The organism is Staphylococcus intermedius NCTC 11048 (assembly GCF_002902385.1).
GTDB lineage: Bacteria > Bacillota > Bacilli > Staphylococcales > Staphylococcaceae > Staphylococcus > Staphylococcus intermedius.
In genome coordinates this window covers 236022-254431 of sequence record NZ_PPQH01000009.1, presented here as the reverse complement: position 1 = coordinate 254431, position 18410 = coordinate 236022, and the positions used below count along the sequence as shown (strand labels likewise).

Annotated in this window: 18 protein-coding genes; 3 read left to right on the top strand and 15 right to left on the bottom strand. The window is 38.3% G+C overall.

Translation table 11 applies throughout. The annotated features are described in order from the left end of the window. Positions 1-5 precede the first annotated feature (5 nt). Complete coding sequence (gene nucF, locus CD138_RS03240) at positions 6-791, bottom strand: 5' nucleotidase NucF (RefSeq protein ID WP_019169146.1); 786 nt, start codon at positions 789-791, stop codon at positions 6-8. Between the two features lie 3 nt (positions 792-794). Then, positions 795-1226, bottom strand: a complete 432-nt coding sequence (locus CD138_RS03235; protein WP_026066904.1) for a DUF86 domain-containing protein — start codon at positions 1224-1226, stop codon at positions 795-797. Positions 1227-1327: 101 nt separating this feature from the next. On the opposite strand from CD138_RS03235, the gene CD138_RS03230 reads away from it, so the two are divergent. Further along, entirely contained in the window at positions 1328-1594 is a 267-nt protein-coding gene (locus CD138_RS03230; RefSeq protein WP_019169148.1) for a DUF3055 domain-containing protein, read from the top strand. A gap of 1160 nt (positions 1595-2754) precedes the next feature. On the opposite strand, the gene CD138_RS03225 is transcribed toward CD138_RS03230, so the two are convergent. The 5 genes from CD138_RS03225 to CD138_RS03205 form a co-directional block, all read right to left on the bottom strand. After that, positions 2755-3120 carry a YutD family protein gene (locus CD138_RS03225; protein WP_019168752.1) on the bottom strand — a complete coding sequence of 122 codons (366 nt, stop codon included), beginning with the start codon at positions 3118-3120 and terminating at the stop codon, positions 2755-2757. Between the two features lie 18 nt (positions 3121-3138). Then, a complete protein-coding gene (gene lipA, locus CD138_RS03220; RefSeq protein ID WP_014614435.1) occupies positions 3139-4056 on the bottom strand; it encodes a lipoyl synthase in 918 nt (305 codons plus the stop codon). A 76-nt stretch (positions 4057-4132) separates the two neighbouring features. After that, positions 4133-5461, bottom strand: a complete 1329-nt coding sequence (locus CD138_RS03215) for a bifunctional metallophosphatase/5'-nucleotidase (RefSeq protein ID WP_019168753.1) — start codon at positions 5459-5461, stop codon at positions 4133-4135. A 16-nt stretch (positions 5462-5477) separates the two neighbouring features. After that, complete coding sequence (locus tag CD138_RS03210; RefSeq protein ID WP_026066867.1) at positions 5478-6308, bottom strand: sulfite exporter TauE/SafE family protein; 831 nt, start codon at positions 6306-6308, stop codon at positions 5478-5480. An 8-nt stretch (positions 6309-6316) separates the two neighbouring features. Next, the gene (locus tag CD138_RS03205) at positions 6317-7165 is read right to left on the bottom strand and encodes a DUF72 domain-containing protein (protein WP_026066868.1); all 849 of its coding nucleotides are present in this window, start codon (positions 7163-7165) and stop codon (positions 6317-6319) included. Positions 7166-7288: 123 nt separating this feature from the next. Here CD138_RS03205 and CD138_RS03200 point away from each other — a divergent pair, with 123 nt between their 5' ends. Next, positions 7289-7996, top strand: coding sequence for an alpha/beta hydrolase (locus tag CD138_RS03200; protein ID WP_019168756.1), 708 nt, complete (start codon positions 7289-7291; stop codon positions 7994-7996). A gap of 21 nt (positions 7997-8017) precedes the next feature. Here CD138_RS03200 and CD138_RS03195 read toward each other — a convergent pair whose 3' ends face one another. The 8 genes from CD138_RS03195 to sufC form a co-directional block, all read right to left on the bottom strand. After that, positions 8018-9091, bottom strand: coding sequence for an NAD(P)H-dependent flavin oxidoreductase (locus CD138_RS03195; RefSeq protein ID WP_019168757.1), 1074 nt, complete (start codon positions 9089-9091; stop codon positions 8018-8020). 476 nt (positions 9092-9567) lie between these two features. Next, positions 9568-10566, bottom strand: coding sequence for a hemolysin family protein (locus CD138_RS03190; protein WP_019168932.1), 999 nt, complete (start codon positions 10564-10566; stop codon positions 9568-9570). A gap of 325 nt (positions 10567-10891) precedes the next feature. Continuing rightward, entirely contained in the window at positions 10892-11599 is a 708-nt protein-coding gene (locus CD138_RS03185; protein WP_019168933.1) for a type 1 glutamine amidotransferase domain-containing protein, read from the bottom strand. 147 nt (positions 11600-11746) lie between these two features. Then, entirely contained in the window at positions 11747-13144 is a 1398-nt protein-coding gene (sufB, locus tag CD138_RS03180; RefSeq protein WP_019168934.1) for a Fe-S cluster assembly protein SufB, read from the bottom strand. Between the two features lie 98 nt (positions 13145-13242). Beyond that, positions 13243-13692 carry a Fe-S cluster assembly sulfur transfer protein SufU gene (gene sufU / locus CD138_RS03175; RefSeq protein ID WP_019166867.1) on the bottom strand — a complete coding sequence of 150 codons (450 nt, stop codon included), beginning with the start codon at positions 13690-13692 and terminating at the stop codon, positions 13243-13245. Then, positions 13682-14932, bottom strand: coding sequence for a cysteine desulfurase (locus CD138_RS03170; protein ID WP_019168935.1), 1251 nt, complete (start codon positions 14930-14932; stop codon positions 13682-13684). The genes sufU and CD138_RS03170 overlap by 11 nt, the downstream gene beginning before the upstream one ends. A gap of 19 nt (positions 14933-14951) precedes the next feature. Beyond that, positions 14952-16259 carry a Fe-S cluster assembly protein SufD gene (gene sufD, locus CD138_RS03165; RefSeq protein WP_019168936.1) on the bottom strand — a complete coding sequence of 436 codons (1308 nt, stop codon included), beginning with the start codon at positions 16257-16259 and terminating at the stop codon, positions 14952-14954. A gap of 22 nt (positions 16260-16281) precedes the next feature. Next, positions 16282-17052, bottom strand: coding sequence for a Fe-S cluster assembly ATPase SufC (gene sufC / locus CD138_RS03160; protein WP_019168937.1), 771 nt, complete (start codon positions 17050-17052; stop codon positions 16282-16284). 297 nt (positions 17053-17349) lie between these two features. On the opposite strand from sufC, the gene popT reads away from it, so the two are divergent. Further along, positions 17350-18204, top strand: coding sequence for a polyprenyl-phosphate transporter PopT (gene popT, locus CD138_RS03155; RefSeq protein ID WP_019168938.1), 855 nt, complete (start codon positions 17350-17352; stop codon positions 18202-18204). Positions 18205-18410 lie beyond the last annotated feature (206 nt).

Sequence of the window (18410 nt, the reverse complement as noted above, 5' to 3'; positions counted from 1 at the left end):
TCTGATCACTCGCCTTTGATTAATTGTTCACGTAACTCATTCAAATCTTTCACACTGTATGTCGGTGGGACGTCACGTTGCATGACTTCTTCTTTTGATGTCACACCTGTTTGAACGTGAATGGTATCGATGCCAAAGTTAATACCCGCCATAATGTCTGTATCGTATAAGTCGCCAATCATTGCCACTTCATCTTTATTCAGTTGTAGCACTTCTAGCGATTTTTCCATAATCGGTGTTTCAGGTTTACCAATAAAAATCGGCTGTTGCTTAGATGATACCGTTACGACACTTGTTAAAGAACCATTGCCTGGTAAGAAACCTTGTTCTTTTGGAATCGATGGGTCGGGATTTGTAGAAATAAATGTAGCACCGTTTTGAACTGCCAATGTGGCTGTCGTTAATTTTTCGTAAGTAATCGCTTCGTCCAATCCTACTACGACATAATCGACATCGATATCATTTTTAAGTTGTAAACCGGCCTCTTCTAACGCTGTCGCTAAACCCGAACCGCCAATCATAAATACGGTTGCACCTGGCTTTTCACTATGGATATAATCGGCTGTTGCCATGGCGGACGTAATGACTTCTTGTGGTTTAGCTTCAATAGCCATTGTCGTTAATTTGTCTACTACATCGACGGGGGCTTTCGTTGAGTTATTCGTAACGTATAAATGCGGAATTTGATTTTCATTTAAGTAGTCAATAAATTCTGATGCACCTTCTATTTTTTGACTTCCTTTATACATCGTACCGTCCAAGTCGATTAAATAGCCTTTGTATGCTTTCATTGGTTATTGCGCTCCTTTTCCAAATGCTGTTACAGGGACATTTTCATTTTCTAAAAACTGTAAAATTTCTTGAATAAACTGCTGATAAAATGGGACTGTTTCATCAAATAATGGAATTAATTGTGCTGTGTCTAATGTATCGTAATAATGCACGAACTGACGGCGCACATCAATGGTTTGATGTAATGCGTGTTGCGTCTCTTTAGAAATGGCACCTTCCAATTCTAAAATATCAATCACATCTTTATAATTACCTGGGTCTCTTAAAATGAAGGCATCGATAATCATGTTACCGATATCGACTGATGACTCAATTAACATCTGCGCGACACGTTCAAATGCATAATGATTTGATTTCACCGTCTCATAATCTTCAGTCAGTTGTTTTAAATATTTTAATTTCGTTTCTAATTGTGTTTTATCAACAAAATACACTTTATGGTCACCTCTATTCCTCTCTATCATATCATAATTTTGCATGCAACTTCATTTATCGCTATACTTGCCATAACATGATTTTTAAAGGAGTTACACAGATGATAGATATGTTTTTATACGATGATTTGGAACCTTCTCAAATTCGATTCGTTGGCTTTGTTGGTGAACATAGTCGCTATGATTTAGTGTTGATTCAAACGGATCGTCATTATGGAAAAACGTTGGTGTTGAATACACAGACGAATAAGTTTGGGATTATTGGGTCGGATGATTTAGAGGAAGAAAGTTATATTGCTTATATTTTAGGTGTGAGTGAAGAAGAAGGCGATGAGATAACGGCTTATTTACATGAAGTGATTCAGTAGAGGGTTGATAAGCACTTCGAGTTGTTGCTCTTTTAGTAGTGTTTTTAAGCACTTCGAGTTATTGCTCTTTTAGTAGTGTTTTTAAGCACTTCGAGTCATTGCTGTTTTAGTGGGGTTTTTAAGCACTTCGAGTTATTGATTTTCTATGTTCGTCCGATTGCCGAACCGTGCTGCGCTTTCCCAGGGGCTGACCCTTCAACTAAATTCGGCTTGATTGAACCATACACTTGATGGAAGCCAAATAGGATTTTGGGAGCAGTACAGAAATCTCATGTGGAACAAAGATTTCGTCGTACTGCCCCCGCAAGGCTGACTAGACTTCTCAAAAGCACAAGCATTGAGAAGTCAGACAGCTACTGCGATAAACAGTAGCCACTGTCAAAGTCAAATGACGTTATTTTGTTTTCAACTTCTTCCCTCGGGAGTCTTGCACGGTTTTGGCAATGTTGGAACAATAAATCTTATGAGACAGTGTTCTACAACCACTTTTCTTCATCACTCCACGCTTTCAACAACGTTCCACTTCTTCATTTCAATCGTTTTTTGAGGACTGAAGTAAGCTTTCTACTGATTATATTGACACTCCCCCAATGCTCTATTGAAATATTTCATTGGTAGGTTTTTTGCTTCAGCTCTTTCCCTCGGGAGTCTTGCACGGTTTGGAGTAATGTTGGAATAATAAATCTAATGGTACTGTGTTCTACAACCACTTTTCTTCATCACTCCACGCTTTTTACAACATTTCCCTTCTTCATCTCAATCATTTTTGTGAGGAGATTGGAGTGAGCTTTCTGCTGATTACATTGTCATTCCCTAATGCTCTATCGAAATATTTCATTGGTAGGTTTTTTGCTTCAGCTCTTTCCCTCGGGAGTCTTGCACGGTTTTGGCAATGTTGGAATAATAAATCTAATGGTACGGTGTTCTACAACCACTTTTTTTCATCACTCCACGCTTTCAAGAACATTTCCCTTCTTCATTTCAATCGTTTTTTTGAGGACTGAAGTAAGCTTTCTACTGATTATATTGACACTCCCCCAATGCTCTATTGAAATGTGACATTGACTGAAAACGTGGGTGAGTCTTCTATAAATAAAAAAACAGCATGGACATAATGAAGGTATCCATGCTTCACTATGCACATGCTGCTCATATATCGTTTAATCTTGTATTGTCGGTTGTATTTTGACATCCTTCAATTTATCTGTTGCATCAATTGGCGTATCAAGTCCTAATTGCTGCTCGACTTCTGCTTTTGACAGTCGACGTAAGACAAAGTAGGCGCATCCAAAATTACAATATTCATAGAGATAATCTTGTATTGTGGAAAAGCGTTTGTTAAAATCTGCTTTTTTATATGAATCATGATAAAAGCCCTTTAATCTCAATTGATCATAACCATAATCCCCAACCACAAAGTCATATTTATCTAGAATTTCAGAATATCTCGCAATAAAATCATCTTCATTGAATCCATCTTTATACGACGTTAATAATTCAAAATAATGGTTTCCTACTTTAATCATACGTTCATCACCTGGTTCTTATAATTTAAGTTGTTCTTCACCAAGTCGATGTTTCGCTTTTGCTGCTTCATTTACTTGTTCATCTGCATGGTAAGAACTACGCACTAATGGACCCGCTTGACAATGTTTGAAGCCTTTTTCCATCGCAACTTTACGCAATTTACCAAATTCTAATGGTGTGTAGTATTTTTGAACTTTTAAGTGTTTACGAGAAGGTTGTAAATATTGACCGATTGTTAAAATATCTACACCATTTGCACGTAAATCATCCATTGTTTCATGAAGTTCTTCAATTGTTTCGCCTAATCCCACCATAATACTTGATTTTGTTGGGATGTCTGGTTGTAATTCTTTAGAACGACGTAAAAATTCTAATGTACGATCATAAGTGGCACGCGCACGCACTCTCGGTGTTAAACGACGCACTGTTTCAATGTTGTGGTTTAAAATGTCTGGACGTGCAGCCATTAATGTTTCTAATGCTTCGTAATCGCCACCCATGTCAGATGGTAAAATTTCGATTGTCGTGAATGGGTTGAGTTCACGTACTTTACGCACTGTTTCAGCGTACACGTTTGAACCTGCATCTTTCAAATCGTCGCGAGCTACTGCAGTGATAACTACGTGTTTCAAGTTCATTTGTTTAACTGAATCAGCGACACGTTCTGGCTCACCTAAGTCCAACTCATTCGGTAAACCTGTTTTAACTGCGCAGAAACGACATGCACGTGTACATACATCACCCAAAATCATAAATGTTGCAGTACGACGTTCACCCCAACACTCATGAATGTTTGGACATTTTGCTTCCTCACATACCGTATGTAGCCCCTTTTCGCGCATCATTTTCTTTAAGCCTGTGTAATTCTCATTTGTATTTAACTTTATTTTAAGCCAATCTGGTTTGCGTAAAATTTCTTCATTTTTTGTAGCCATGACAGCGGAAAACCTCCCATAATTTATAGGTCTTACTCTATTATAACGAACTTTACTAGAAATTAAAATCACCTGTTCATGCAAAATAAACCGTTAACAACTTTTCTTTAAAGATGTCTCTCAAAAACTCAGGCATTAAATATTGGATATGACTGCCTTTTAATGTTGGAAAATAGCGTCCAAACGTGTACATATCAACCGTACCTAATATATACGTCGCCTCATCATCAATTTCTTCACCGTTCACAAAATAGCGTTCACTCGATTCAATATAACCGGCACCATATAAAATATAACCGCCAAAGATATCACCGCGAAAACCAAGTCCTTGCGCATATTCGTACATATATTCTTGCGCACGTGCTTTCAACAACACTTCTTTAAGTTCAGCACCTGTTAATCGAATGCGCACAGCATTAATCGGATGTGGCAACATTTGATGGATATCATATTCAGTCAATCGCTGTTCCGTGTATCCTTTTACAATCAGGCCTGCATTAATAATTGTGCAGTCTGCTTCAGTAAATTCATGCACACTTTCAGCTAACAAATAGCTTGCTTCTGTAATATGGTTCGTGGCGCGTTGTAAAGTGACGGGGTGATCCACAACCGGTGTATTGAGCAGTGCTTGACCTTCAGCTTCAAAGTTTGTTTCAACTTCCGGCAATTGTTCGAGTGGGTGTAACTTCGCCGTTTTCTCAACGACATTTCCATTTTCTATCTCTAAAGTCACTTCTCCTAAAAATTGACCGTATTTTCCTGCTGCTGCCATTAATACACCATTTTGAACTTCACCGTCTTCAAAGTAATGATGTGTATGGGCACCAAAAATGACGTCAATTTCTGGCATCGCTTCACAAAGTTTTTCATCAAAGAAGATCCCTACATGACTTAAGATGATTAAGACGTCATATTCCCCTTTGTGCGCATCGATTTCTTGTCGTATCGCATCAAACGGATCTGTAACGACCCAATCCAATGCACGATAAAATGGCGTGAACGGGGCTGTCGCTGCGACATACATGATACGCACATCTTCAATTTGTTCAATGTAGGAAGATAAAAAATTGTGCGGTAATTGTCCTGATTCATCTAATACATTCGTACACGTCACTTTAAACTGTGCCTCGTCGTACAATGCATTCAGTGTTTCATGCGAAATCGTCATTCCTTCGTTGTTCCCGATTGTCGCAACATCACACCCTGCTGCATTCAGAAGTTCGATATTACGCTTTCCTAACGTTCCTTCAGTTACAGGTAAGGATAAATCGACATGATCGCCGATATCAACATATCGAGAAGGGTGCGCTAATTGTGTACGTGCCTTTGTTAAATAGGCTGTGATACGTGAATAAGCATGTAAATGACTGTGAATATCATTCGTATGATAAATCGTTATACGCATAATCTCGCCTCACTTTTTAGTTAAAGAATGATTGTAAAATGAGATAAATTCCTAATCCTAGCATGACTAATCGTAAAATGAGTACGACAGTGTCAGATTTGATTGTTTTATTTAATCTCACACCTAACTGCGCACCAATCCAGCTCGATATGATTAAGATTAGACTGTATCCCCATAGGACATGGCCTAACATAATGTGGCCGATTGAACCCGTCACACTTGAAAAGAAAATCATCATCATACTTGTCCCTACTGCGACGTGGGGCGGAAATCGGAATACAAGCAACATGAGTGGCGTCATGAGTGCACCGCCGCCAATACCAAATAAACCTGCAGTTAAACCAATCACAAATGATGCAATAATCGCAATAGATGGCACAACACCATAACGATAATGTTCACCATGTGCATCTGTAAATGATTTCATATAACGTTCTTGTTGGAAGGCTTTGATCGGTGGGATCCGATGACGTACCATGAGTAGCACCGACACGACGATAAGAAAGATACCAAAATATAAATTAAATGAATGCAACGTTAAAAACTGACTTAAATAAGCCCCAATCAACGCCCCAGGAATAATACCAATCGTGAATATAATCCCGTTTTTGACATCGACTTGCTTTTGTTTTAAATACCCTACTGTTGAGGATAGTCCTGTCGCAATCAAAATAATAGATGACGTACCGATTGCCGTTTGAGGTGTAATCCCCCCTAAAATATTTAATGAGACACCAAAATATATGAGCGTCGGTACAATAATAATGCCGCCACCAATTCCGACTAAGGAACCGATAATAGCGGATAAAAAGCCTACGAGAATAAGTATGATAACACTCAAAGTCATGCCCTCCTCTAAAATAATTTAAGTTGTTGTGGTGCTAAACCTTCATAATCAATGCCTAAAAGCTTCTGAAAATATTTGGCATTTGATGCAGCATGACCGCCTGAGTTATTGTTAAATACGACATATACATGTTGCGCTTTTTGATTTAACAACGTCACTTTATCCGCTAATTGCTGTAATTCTTCAGCGTTATAGTTATAAAGATATCGCACATCTCGCCATTCTTGGTCTGTCATATCTTTTTTCGTCCATCCATACTTGTTGCGGCCGTGAAGTCGAACGAGTGCCGTTTGATGCGTAATGCGATTCACCAAAGGAATGCTCCCTTCACCTACTTGCGGTTCATCACATACGGAATGAATGAGTTGATTGTCTGTCAAAAATTGCAATGTATGTTCTTTCATCTCGCCTTGGAACCATGATTGATGGCGAAATTCGATACATACAGGTACGTGTTCAAGTTGGGCTCGGACGTAGCGAATATATTTAATGTTTTTTGCATTACAATCAAACCAAGGCGGAAATTGAACGAGAACCATTGCTAAACGATCAGCCTCAACTAAAGGTTGTATCATAAGTCGAAAATCATTAAACAAGCTTTCAATCGTGTCTGCATAATCATGATAGTCCGCATGTAATGTCAATGCTTGATGAATTTTGACGACAAATTTAAAACGTTGCGGTGTCTCACTGATCCATTTCACGATATTACGCTCTGGTTGAATGGCATAATATGAAGCATCTAATTCAACAACTGGAAAATGACTTGCATAGGTTTGTAATTTATCTGTTTTGCGTTGTAAATCTTCATACAAGGTGTCGTGATCGCCCCACCCTGTTAGACCAATCTCTATCATTTTTATCACCGCCTTCATTTTATCATATCCACCGTGATGATGTACGTGGTGATGCCCTTCGTTTGTTGGAAAGTGGCATAGGGTATAATGGGATTAAAGACGTGCAAAAAGGAGTTTTTAAACATGGTGAAACAAATCAGTTACGGACCACATGAAGACCAGCATTATGATGTTTATGAAAATGAACAGAAAACGTCGCAAGCATGGATTCTTTTGATTCATGGAGGCTATTGGAGACAAAAATACAGTAAAGCAATGATGGATTTAATGATTGATACGTTGATTGAAGCAGGCTATGCTGTTGTCAATGTTGAATATCGCCGTGGTACATCACATCCATGGCCAATACCGAGTGACGATGTGGCAGAAGCGATTCAACATTTCAAAGCTTCTACCTATCAACCACAACAATTGGTCGGCATAGGGCATTCAGTCGGTGGACAACTTGCTTTATTAAATGCACAGTTATTCGATCAAATCGCCGCTCTTGCACCGGTGACAGACGTCCTTTACACGTTGCATCAACATTTAGGACAAGATGCTGTAGCAGAATATTTTGACACGAACTCGACACATACGATGCGTGCAGCTTCTCCATTAATGCAAGGACCAGTGGATGTCGATACACTCATTATACATGGCTTTAACGATACTTCCGTGCATATGGATACCACACTTTCTTATGTACAAGAAAACTATAAGCATGGTCAATATTTAACCCTCTATGCCTTGCCCTATTTAGACCATTTAGATTGTATCAACCCAAGTGCAACACATCTCAATATGTTGTTAGAATGGCTGGCACATCGGACTGCTGGCAATACCATATAAAGCTTCACGCATCATGCACAGTTACACTTTGAATTTTTCAACTTGTGATTGTGCATTTTGAATGAGTTGTGTGAAAAAGGTTGCCGCATCGACATCACGTGCAAGTCGTACACCTTGTCCACTCCACATATGCATCCACGCTGACTTACCTAACTTACCCGCTGTCGCACGGATTTGTTTCGTTAAATCATTTTGAATCGGATATGGTAAAATGACAGGTCCTTCTTGTCGTAAATGTTGAATGAATGCATTACTGATGCCTCTTGCGGGTTTGCCACTCAACTCGTGTGTCACAATAACATCCGTTTCAACACTGTTAAAAATCGCATGTTTATGCACTGCCTTTGCTTGACTTTCATGTGTTGTTAAAAAGGCGGTCCCGATTTGAACACCTTGTGCCCCTAACGCATGACTCGCAACCCAACCACGACCGTCCATCACACCCCCAGCCGCAATCACTGGAATGCTCACATGGTCTACCACTTGAGGAATGAGCGCCATTGTACCGATTAATGGTGATGTTTTTGGGGTGTCGTCAAACGTTGCGCGATGACCGCCTGCTTCACTCCCTTGTGCGACAACGGCATCAAATCCTGCTACTTCCACTTTTTTTGCTTCATCAACAGTTGTGGCACTCCCAATCAAAACAATACCTGCCTCTTTTAAACGTTGTATCGTTTGTTCATCTGGAATGCCAAACGTAAAACTACAAACCGGGACTTGTTGCTGAATGACAATGTTGACAAGTGTATCAAATGTGGAAGGGTCATGTTGCCCGATTGTAGGTTTTTCAAGTTGTAACGTCTCTCGATATGGCGCTAAGAAATCGTTCATAGCCGTCACATCTTCGTCCGTATATGTAAAAGGTTCTGGCACGAATAAATTGACTGAAAAAGGCTTTGACGTAAGTGTTTTAACTTGTAAAATTTCTTGTTCAAGTGTTTCTGGCGTCATATAACCCGCACCAATCGTTCCTAGTCCACCTTGTTCACTGACCGTTGCGACAAGTTCAGGTGTCGTACTTCCAGCCATGCCAGCTTGAATAATCGGATAATCTATACCACATTGTTCTGTCACTTTCGTTTTGTACCACATTACCATTTCCCCCTTAAGTTTAAGAAAAAGCCGGGACATAAAAAGTTTTGATGCGATTGATTCGGTATTTTGTTTAACTTGCCCTTTTCCTATGAATTGTATTTTTGATTGCCTTCATGGCTTCGCTCCAAGAGGCTGGCCCTTCGACTAACTCACGCTTGATTAAACTGTTACATTTATTGAGGCGTTAGTGGATTCTGGGATAAACATCATCCACTATTAAAGTAAAGAAGGAACTGTTAGCAGTATGTACGCATACCCTCAGGAGTCTCAGCCTTCTGGGCAATCTTACTCCAAACACAGGAAATAAAGGGCAAGTTTATGAAATGAAGACAATCCAAATCATCTTTTTTATGTCCAGTTCACCCTCATTTTTGGGCTGTTTTATCATCATTCATCAATATATAAAAGGATCAGGACTAGGAAAGTTAATGTCCCAGTCCCAATCAAAATAATCCTCACTGATAAATATTGTTTTAACGGATTTGTTTCAATTTATCGTTTTCTTCACGATCCATTTCATCCTCAATTTCCATTCCTAACATTTCTTCAATTAAATCTTCATGTGTCACAATGGCATCTGTTCCACCATATTCATCAAGTACAATGGCCATATGTTTACGTGTGACCGTCATTTTTCTCAATACCCACTCAGCTCGGTTATGCTCATAAACGAATAAAGGTTCTGAACAAAAATCTGTCACCGCTTTGTCAGGCGTCTTACTCCAAGCTAACAAATATTTAGAATGAAATACACCTATCACGTTATCAATATCACCTTCATATACCGGATAACGCGTGTATGGATGATTCATCACAATATCATACACTTCATCGTACGTATCCTCTACAGATAAAGACGTGACATTCACACGCGGTGTATTGCTCACATCGTTCACTTTCAAACGATCAAAATCCATGACCCCTTGAATTCGGTTACGCTCCATTTCGTTAAACGCACCTTCAGTCCCCGCAATCGACACCATCGTGCGCACTTCTTCTTTGGACACACCTTGATTTTCTTGGCCACGCGACAACATACGATTGATGCCATCTGTCAAAGCATTCAAAATAACTGTTACCGGCTTGAATACGATGACAAAAAAGCGAATAATTGGAAATACAAAGCGTGCAATCGGATCCGGAAATGTTGCAGCTACGGATTTCGGAATCACTTCGGCAAATACGATAATGACAACCGTTAAAATCGCCGACGCAATCCCGACATTTAAGCCCATATCTACTGCTAAAATCGTGACTAATGTTGGCAATAGAATATTTGCGATATTATTACCTATTAATATGGTCGTAATAAATTCACTTGGTTTTTCTAATAACTTTAATAATTTTGCGGACTTTTGATGATTTTGGTCCGCTTCAGATTTTAATTTGACCTTGTTTGCTGCGGTAAGTGCCGTTTCACTTCCCGAAAAGAAACAAGAGACAATGATGAGTAAAATGATCGCAATGATCATTAAGCAGTTCTCCCCTCTTAATCTCTAGCTCTTGGAAATAGCTGATATGGTGAACAAATAGCTCAATTATTTCTGTAATGAAGTACATCATTAGTAGAAAGAAAATATGAAAACTAAAGTCCCTAGCACATCACACGACTTCCCAATCATCTTCAACCTTATACACCGAAAATATATTCCGGCAATCATAGTATTATTGTGTCTGAATGATAACGAAAATGCAAATGAATCATTCGGTATAACTACATGACTTCCACACATGTTGCAACATGATTTAATGTGCGTTAAATCTCTTTATTTAGACATCCTCACTCAAAGATATCCCCTATGCTTTAATCGTGTTTTCATCTTGCTCTAATAGCTCTGCAACGGCTTGCGCAACACCTTTTGGAGATTGTGGATTTTGCCCTGTCACTAATCTTTCATCAATTTGGATATAAGGTCTAAACGGCAACTTCGATTTACTATATTTCGCCCCTCGTTTTTCTAATTCGCTTTCCAGCATAAATGGAACGATTTTTTTACGGTTGGCTAAAACTTCTTCCATATTCGAAAAACCAGTAAGTTGCTTGCGATCGACAAAAAATCTTCCTTTTTCATTTTTTACATTCAACAATGCCGTCACACCATGACATACCGCAGCAACGACGCCGCCGTGATTGTATATTTCATTGACCGCATTTTGTATAGTTGCATTGTCAGGAAAATCATACATCACACCATGACCTCCAGTGAAATAGATGGCATCATACTTTTGAGGATCTGCATCGGTGATCGATGGCGCATTTTTTAATAAATTCATAAACTGTGTATCCTCATAATATTGCTGAGTGACACGGTCTAACATCAATTTGTTTAAACTCACTGGGTCGATTGGCGTATCCCCACCGTTGATATTGAATATGTCAATTTTATAGTTATCGTGATTAAAATAATCATAAAAATGGACAAGCTCCCCTAACCATAATCCTGTTGGTTTTTGAGTGCCTTCAAACTGATTCTGACTTGTGTTAACAATCATAATCTTTTTCATTGTAAGTATCCTTTCTGATTGACGTAATCAGTGATTTAAAAAACTTATATAAAAATAAATACCCCTTTATTTTGAACATAATCAAAATAAAGAGGTATCAAACTGTCTAAGTTATAGGTCAAAACCGCTCAACCATGTATGTTCAGCTTAACCGATACTACCTTCCATCTCAAACTTGATGAGTCGGTTCATTTCAACGGCATATTCCATTGGTAATTCTTTTGTAAATGGTTCAATGAAGCCCATAACGATCATTTCAGTTGCTTCTTCTTCTGAAATACCACGAGACATTAAATAGAATAATTGCTCTTCAGATACTTTAGAAACTTTCGCTTCGTGCTCCAATGAAATGTGATCATTGAAAATTTCGTTGTAAGGAATGGTATCAGATGTAGATTGGTTATCTAAAATTAACGTATCACATTCGATGTTTGAACGTGCACCTTTTGCTTTACGTCCAAAGTGTACAATACCACGGTAGACAACTTTACCGCCATCTTTAGAAATGGACTTAGATACGATTGTAGAAGATGTGTTTGGTGCTTTATGAATCATTTTAGCACCCGCATCTTGCACTTGACCTTTACCAGCGAATGCGATAGATAATGTGCTACCTTTCGCACCTTCTCCTAGTAATACACAAGCTGGATATTTCATTGTTAATTTAGAACCTAAGTTACCGTCAACCCATTCCATGTTTCCATTTTCATGAACGAATGTACGTTTTGTTACAAGGTTGTAGACGTTGTTCGCCCAGTTTTGAATTGTTGTATAACGGACGTGCGCATCTTTGTGTACAATGATTTCAACCACTGCTGAGTGTAATGAGTTTGTTGTGTACACTGGTGCTGTACAACCTTCTACATAGTTCACTGATGCACCTTCATCAGCAATGATTAATGTACGTTCGAATTGCCCCATGTTTTCTGAGTTAATTCGGAAATACGCTTGTAATGGTGTATCTAATTTCACGTTTTTCGGAATGTAAATGAATGAACCACCAGACCATACTGCTGAGTTCAATGCTGCGAACTTGTTGTCAGCTGCTGGAATAACAGATGCAAAATATTCTTTGAAAAGATCTTCATTTTCTTTTAAAGCTGTATCTGTATCTTTGAAGATAATGCCTTTTTCTTCAAGTTCTTTTTCCATGTTATGGTAAACCACTTCTGATTCATACTGTGCAGATACACCTGCTAAGTATTTTTGTTCAGCTTCAGGAATACCTAATTTATCGAAAGTACGTTTAATTTCTTCAGGTACTTCATCCCAAGAACGTTCTGAACGCTCTGACGGTTTAACATAATACGTAATATCGTCAAAGTCTAATTCAGATAAGTCGCCGCCCCATTGTGGCATTGGCATTTTATAAAATTGTTTTAAAGATTTTAAACGGAAGTCTAACATCCATTCCGGTTCATCTTTCATTCTTGAAATTTCACGTACAATATTTTCTGTTAAGCCACGTTCTGATCTAAAAATCGATACGTCTTCATCATGGAAGCCATATTTATAATCGCCTACATCAGGTGCTTTTTTAGCCATCATTGATCACTCCTATTTCTTAACTAATTGATGAGTGCCTTATGACAACTCATTTTCAACTCTATCGTTATCGTTGTGTAAAAATTCATCACAAACGACTATTCTTCACTTTTACCTTCTTTTTCTACAGTACCCTTTTCGAGCGCCTTCCATGCAAGTGTCGCACATTTAATGCGGGCTGGGAATTGAGAAACACCTTGTAATGCCTCAATATCTCCCATTTCTTCAGTGATTTCATAATCTTCGCCGAGCATCATTTTCGTAAATTCTTGGCTCATTTGCATGGCTTCTTTCAAACTATGCCCTTTAATCGCTTCAGTCATCATCGACGCACTGGACATCGAAATAGAACAGCCTTCACCTTCAAACTTCGCATCACGAATAACACCATCTTCAATATCAAAAGTTAAGCGAATGCGATCACCACAAGTGGGATTGTTCATATCGACAGTCATCGTTCCATCTTCAATGACACCTTTATTACGAGGATTTTTATAATGATCCATAATCACTGAACGATATAATTGATCTAGATTATTAAAATTCATATGAGAAAAACTCCTTCGTTTGTTTCAATCCTTCGACAAGTTGATCGATATCTTCTTTTGTATTATAGATATAAAAACTTGCACGCGCTGTTGAAGAAACGTTTAACCATTTCATTAATGGTTGTGCACAATGGTGACCCGCACGCACCGCGACACCTTCAGTATCTAAAGCTGTGGCAACGTCATGTGGATGCACATCTTTCAAGTTGAACGTAATAATTCCGGCACGTTTCTCTTGAGATGGCCCATAAATATCAATGCCCTCAATTTGGGACATTTGTTCATAAGCATACGTTGTTAAAGCTTGCTCATGTTCGTGAATCGCATCAAAACCAATGGATTCAAGATATTCAATCGCTGCTTGTAAGCCAATCGCTTGAGCAATTAAAGGTGTTCCCGCTTCAAACTTCGTCGGTAAGTCTGTCCAAGTACTATCATATAAATCCACAAAATCAATCATGTCGCCACCAAATTCAGTTGGCTCCATTTGATTTAAGTGTTCTCGTTTTCCATAAAGGACACCAATTCCTGTCGGTCCAAGCATTTTATGGCCACTAAAACTATAAAAATCAACATTCAAATCTTGAACATCAACTTTCATATGTGGAACAGACTGCGCACCATCAACTGAAATAATCGCACCATGTTCATGTGCAATTTCTGCAATGGCTTTAATATCATTAATTGTTCCCAAAACGTTAGAAACATGCGCAATAGCTACAATTTTCGTACGTTCTGAAACTGTTTCACGCACAGCTTCTAATGTGATCGTACCATCTTCTGCCATTGGGATGAATTTTAATGTCGCACCTTTACGTTTCGCGAGTTGTTGCCAAGGGACAAGGTTCGCGTGATGCTCCATTTGCGTAACAACGATTTCGTCACCTTCCCCTACATTGGCATCTCCATAGCTATGTGCAATCATATTAATTGCCGCTGTTGTACCACGAGTAAAGATAATTTCTTCAAAATATTTCGCATGGATAAAACGACGGACCGTTTCACGTGCCCCTTCGTAACCGTCTGTCGCAAGTGATCCCAGCGTATGCACACCACGATGCACGTTAGAATTATAACGTTCGTAATAATCCGTCAATGCATCGATCACTTGTTTCGGTTTTTGACTCGTTGCTGTTGAATCCAAATATGCAAGCCGTTTCCCATTCACTTGTTGTTCTAAAATGGGGAAGTCTTTGATAATTGCTTCTACATTGAGTTTTGTATCGGCCACTACAATCACAGACCTTTCTTGAATTGTATTATTTGCCTACTTTCAGCTCAATCACTTCACGTAATTGACGTTGAACATCTTCAATTGGTAATTCACGTACAACTGGATCTAAGAAACCGTGAATGACAAGACGTTCTGCTTCTGATTGCGAAATACCACGACTCATAAGATAGTAAAGTTGTTCTGGATCTACACGACCTACTGATGCTGCGTGACCTGCTTCGACATCGTCTTCATCGATTAATAGAATTGGGTTCGCGTCACCACGTGCATTTTCAGAAAGCATCAATACACGTGATTCTTGGTTTGCTGATGAACCTGAACCCCCATGTTTAATGTGACCAATACCATTAAAGATAGAAGAAGCATTTTCTTTCATGACACCATGCTTCAAGATATAGCCATCTGTTTCTTTACCATACTGCACAATACGCGATGTTAAGTTAATTGTTTGTGTCCCACGTCCAACAACCACTGATTTTAGTTCCGAAGTTGAACGGTCTCCAATTAAGTTTGTTGTATTGTCAATAATTTGGTCGCCTTCATTCATTAAACCTAATGACCAACGAATAGAGGCATCCGCTTCCGTCACACCACGACGAATGATATGACCTGTAAAACCTTGATCTAAAAAGTCAACAGAACCATATGAAATGTTAGAGTTCGCAGCAGCAACCACTTCTGAAATAATATTCAATTGGTTTCCTTCGCCACTCGCTGTTGATAAATAGTTTTCTACGTATGTGACTTCTGCACTTTCTTCAGTCACTAACAACACGTGGTTGAAGAAGCTTGCATTGTCATCGTCATGAAGCACAACGTATTGAATTGGATGTTCGACAACGACATTTTTCGGTACGTAAACGAAAATACCACCGTTCATTAATGCCGTGTGTAAAGCTGTCAAACGGTGCTCGTCAACAGTTACCGCATCTTTCATGAAATATTTTTCCACTAAATCACTGTGGTTCACTAGCGCTTCTTGAATGTGTTCAATAATGACACCGTCTTGTTGCGCTTGTTCATTGACCTTTGTATATGCAAGCGTATTATTGTGTTGAATGACTAAGTTTTCAGTGTTTTCCACATTAATAATACGATCGATTTCTTTTGGTAATTCTTTTAAGTCATTGTACACAGCACCTGTTGTTTCATGCTGTTTAAATGAATCAAAATCCCATTTCGTTAATTTTGTTTTATCTGGTTTAGGCATTTCTAAAGATTCGACTTGTTTAAGTGCTTTTTTTCTTAATTCAGTCATCCACGAAGGTTCATTATGGGCTTGTGAATAATCAACAAGTTGCGCTTCAGAAATATTTAATGTTTCAGTCGTCATAATTATTTCCTCCTATTGATGATTATTGGTTTGCCATTACTGTTTCGTATTCTTCTTTAACCCATTCATAACCTTCATCTTCAAGGCGTTTTGCTAATTCCGCACCACCTGATTTGACTACGATACCGTTATACATTACGTGAACGTGGTCTGGTGTAATATAGTTTAATAAACGTTGATAGTGCGTAATAATTAATGAACCAAATTCTTCGCCACGCATTTCATTGATTCCTTTTGATACGACTTTTAATGCATCGATATCAAGACCAGAGTCAATTTCATCCAAAATAGCGAATTTAGGTTGTAACATCATTAATTGTAAGATTTCGTTACGTTTTTTCTCCCCACCAGAGAAACCTTCATTTAAGTAACGTTGCGCCATGTCTTTGTCCATGTCTAAGAAATCCATTTGTTTATCTAACTTTTTAATGAATTGCATTAAGTTAATTTCGTTACCTTCTTCACGTTGCGCGTTGATAGCTGAACGCATGAAGTCCGCATTCGTTACACCTGTAATTTCAGACGGGTATTGCATAGCTAAGAAAAGACCCGCTTTTGCACGTTCGTCAACTTCTAATTCTAAAACGTTTACGCCATCTAATAACACTTCACCTTGTGTGACTTCATAAGATGGATGCCCCATAATCGCTGAAGATAATGTTGATTTACCTGTACCATTTGGCCCCATGATGGCATGAATTTCCCCTGTATTGATTGTCAAGTTAACACCTTTTAAAATCTCTTTATCGTCAATAGACACGTGTAAGTCTTTAATTTCTAATGTTGATGGCATTAATATTCCCTCCAAAATAATGTTAGATTCCATAGTTTAGTTTATAATAATTTTAATGTAACGTCAAAAGGTTTTCAAATCTATCTAGTTGCTTATTATAACGGAAATAACAGGATTGATAAACCGTTTCGCGTTATATATTCAGTTTATAAAAGAATCATGAATCCAAACTTTTTTAGAAACATTATTGATAATTACAAGGACTCTGTTCTCATTCAAATCATGTTGATATTATCATTAAAGAAAATTGGGTATAATATGTTAAGATGTATGGATAAAAAGGAAAGGAATACAATTATGTCGAAATTCAAACTTTCTAATATCCCTCGTGGCTTCGCGATGGGGATTAGTGATTTAATCCCTGGTGTAAGTGGAGGAACCATTGCGTTACTACTTGGAATATATGATGATTTCATTCAATCAGTAAGTGGTGTTTTTTCTAAAAATTTTAAAAAGAGTATTTTATTTTTATTACCCATTGCGATTGGGATGGCTTTAGCAATCGGTATATTAAGCAGTGTGATCAACTATTTATTAGCCGAACAAACTGTCCCGACCATGTTCTTTTTCTTTGGACTGATTTTGGGTATTATACCGTTTTTAATGCGCATTTCACGATTTAGACAAACATATCATGTGCAACATTGGATCGTGCTCGTAGTCTGTGCCGTTATTTTAGCATCGATGGCGTTTTTCAAAGGTGACAGTGCAGTGCCAACACATATCGATTTATCAGGACCCATGTTAATCAAATATGTTATTGCAGGGATTTGTGCATCAAGCGCCATGCTGTTACCAGGCATTTCCGGATCATTCGTTCTATTATTATTCGGTGTTTATAGTACAGTGACATTTTCTATTTCAGAAGCCGTTCGTTTTAACTTTGAAGGTCTACCCGTCATATTCTTAGTGGGAATCGGTATTGTGATTGGCTTTCTGATTGCTAGCAAAATCATTACTTTTATACTCGAACACTATACTTACTTAACGTATGCTGCGATATTAGGCCTTGTTATTGGTTCACTATTTTCAGTGTTCCCAGGACTACCATCAACAGGGCTCACATGGATTGTTTCCATCGTAACACTCATTATCGGTTTTGTTATCAGTTACATCTTAGGTCAATTCACTGCCGAAGCTGAAACAAAATAAATTGAAAGCACACATGAATCATTTCGATATCATGTGTGCTTTTTATAATATTATAATAGGAAGAAATGCGGACAAAACGATTGTGACACTGAATAAACTTACTGCCCCGCTTCCCTCACGTAATCCATGAGTCAGTGTGGTCATACATACGATGTTTTTGATGTCGCGCTATTCACACTTCATCGTTTAAACATTTACTTACACTA

Excerpts from the sequence above, each read along its gene's own strand:
- nucF (WP_019169146.1), bottom strand. The coding sequence starts at position 791 with ATGAAAGCATACAAAGGCTATTTAATCGACTTGGACGGTACGATGTAT.
- CD138_RS03230 (WP_019169148.1), top strand. The coding sequence starts at position 1,328 with ATGATAGATATGTTTTTATACGATGATTTGGAACCTTCTCAAATTCGA.
- CD138_RS03225 (WP_019168752.1), bottom strand. The coding sequence starts at position 3,120 with ATGATTAAAGTAGGAAACCATTATTTTGAATTATTAACGTCGTATAAA.
- lipA (WP_014614435.1), bottom strand. The coding sequence starts at position 4,056 with ATGGCTACAAAAAATGAAGAAATTTTACGCAAACCAGATTGGCTTAAA.
- CD138_RS03215 (WP_019168753.1), bottom strand. The coding sequence starts at position 5,461 with ATGCGTATAACGATTTATCATACGAATGATATTCACAGTCATTTACAT.
- CD138_RS03210 (WP_026066867.1), bottom strand. The coding sequence starts at position 6,308 with ATGACTTTGAGTGTTATCATACTTATTCTCGTAGGCTTTTTATCCGCT.
- CD138_RS03205 (WP_026066868.1), bottom strand. The coding sequence starts at position 7,165 with ATGATAGAGATTGGTCTAACAGGGTGGGGCGATCACGACACCTTGTAT.
- CD138_RS03200 (WP_019168756.1), top strand. The coding sequence starts at position 7,289 with ATGGTGAAACAAATCAGTTACGGACCACATGAAGACCAGCATTATGAT.
- CD138_RS03195 (WP_019168757.1), bottom strand. The coding sequence starts at position 9,091 with ATGTGGTACAAAACGAAAGTGACAGAACAATGTGGTATAGATTATCCG.
- CD138_RS03190 (WP_019168932.1), bottom strand. The coding sequence starts at position 10,566 with ATGATCATTGCGATCATTTTACTCATCATTGTCTCTTGTTTCTTTTCG.
- CD138_RS03185 (WP_019168933.1), bottom strand. The coding sequence starts at position 11,599 with ATGAAAAAGATTATGATTGTTAACACAAGTCAGAATCAGTTTGAAGGC.
- sufB (WP_019168934.1), bottom strand. The coding sequence starts at position 13,144 with ATGGCTAAAAAAGCACCTGATGTAGGCGATTATAAATATGGCTTCCAT.
- sufU (WP_019166867.1), bottom strand. The coding sequence starts at position 13,692 with ATGAATTTTAATAATCTAGATCAATTATATCGTTCAGTGATTATGGAT.
- sufD (WP_019168936.1), bottom strand. The coding sequence starts at position 16,259 with ATGACGACTGAAACATTAAATATTTCTGAAGCGCAACTTGTTGATTAT.
- sufC (WP_019168937.1), bottom strand. The coding sequence starts at position 17,052 with ATGCCATCAACATTAGAAATTAAAGACTTACACGTGTCTATTGACGAT.
- popT (WP_019168938.1), top strand. The coding sequence starts at position 17,350 with ATGTCGAAATTCAAACTTTCTAATATCCCTCGTGGCTTCGCGATGGGG.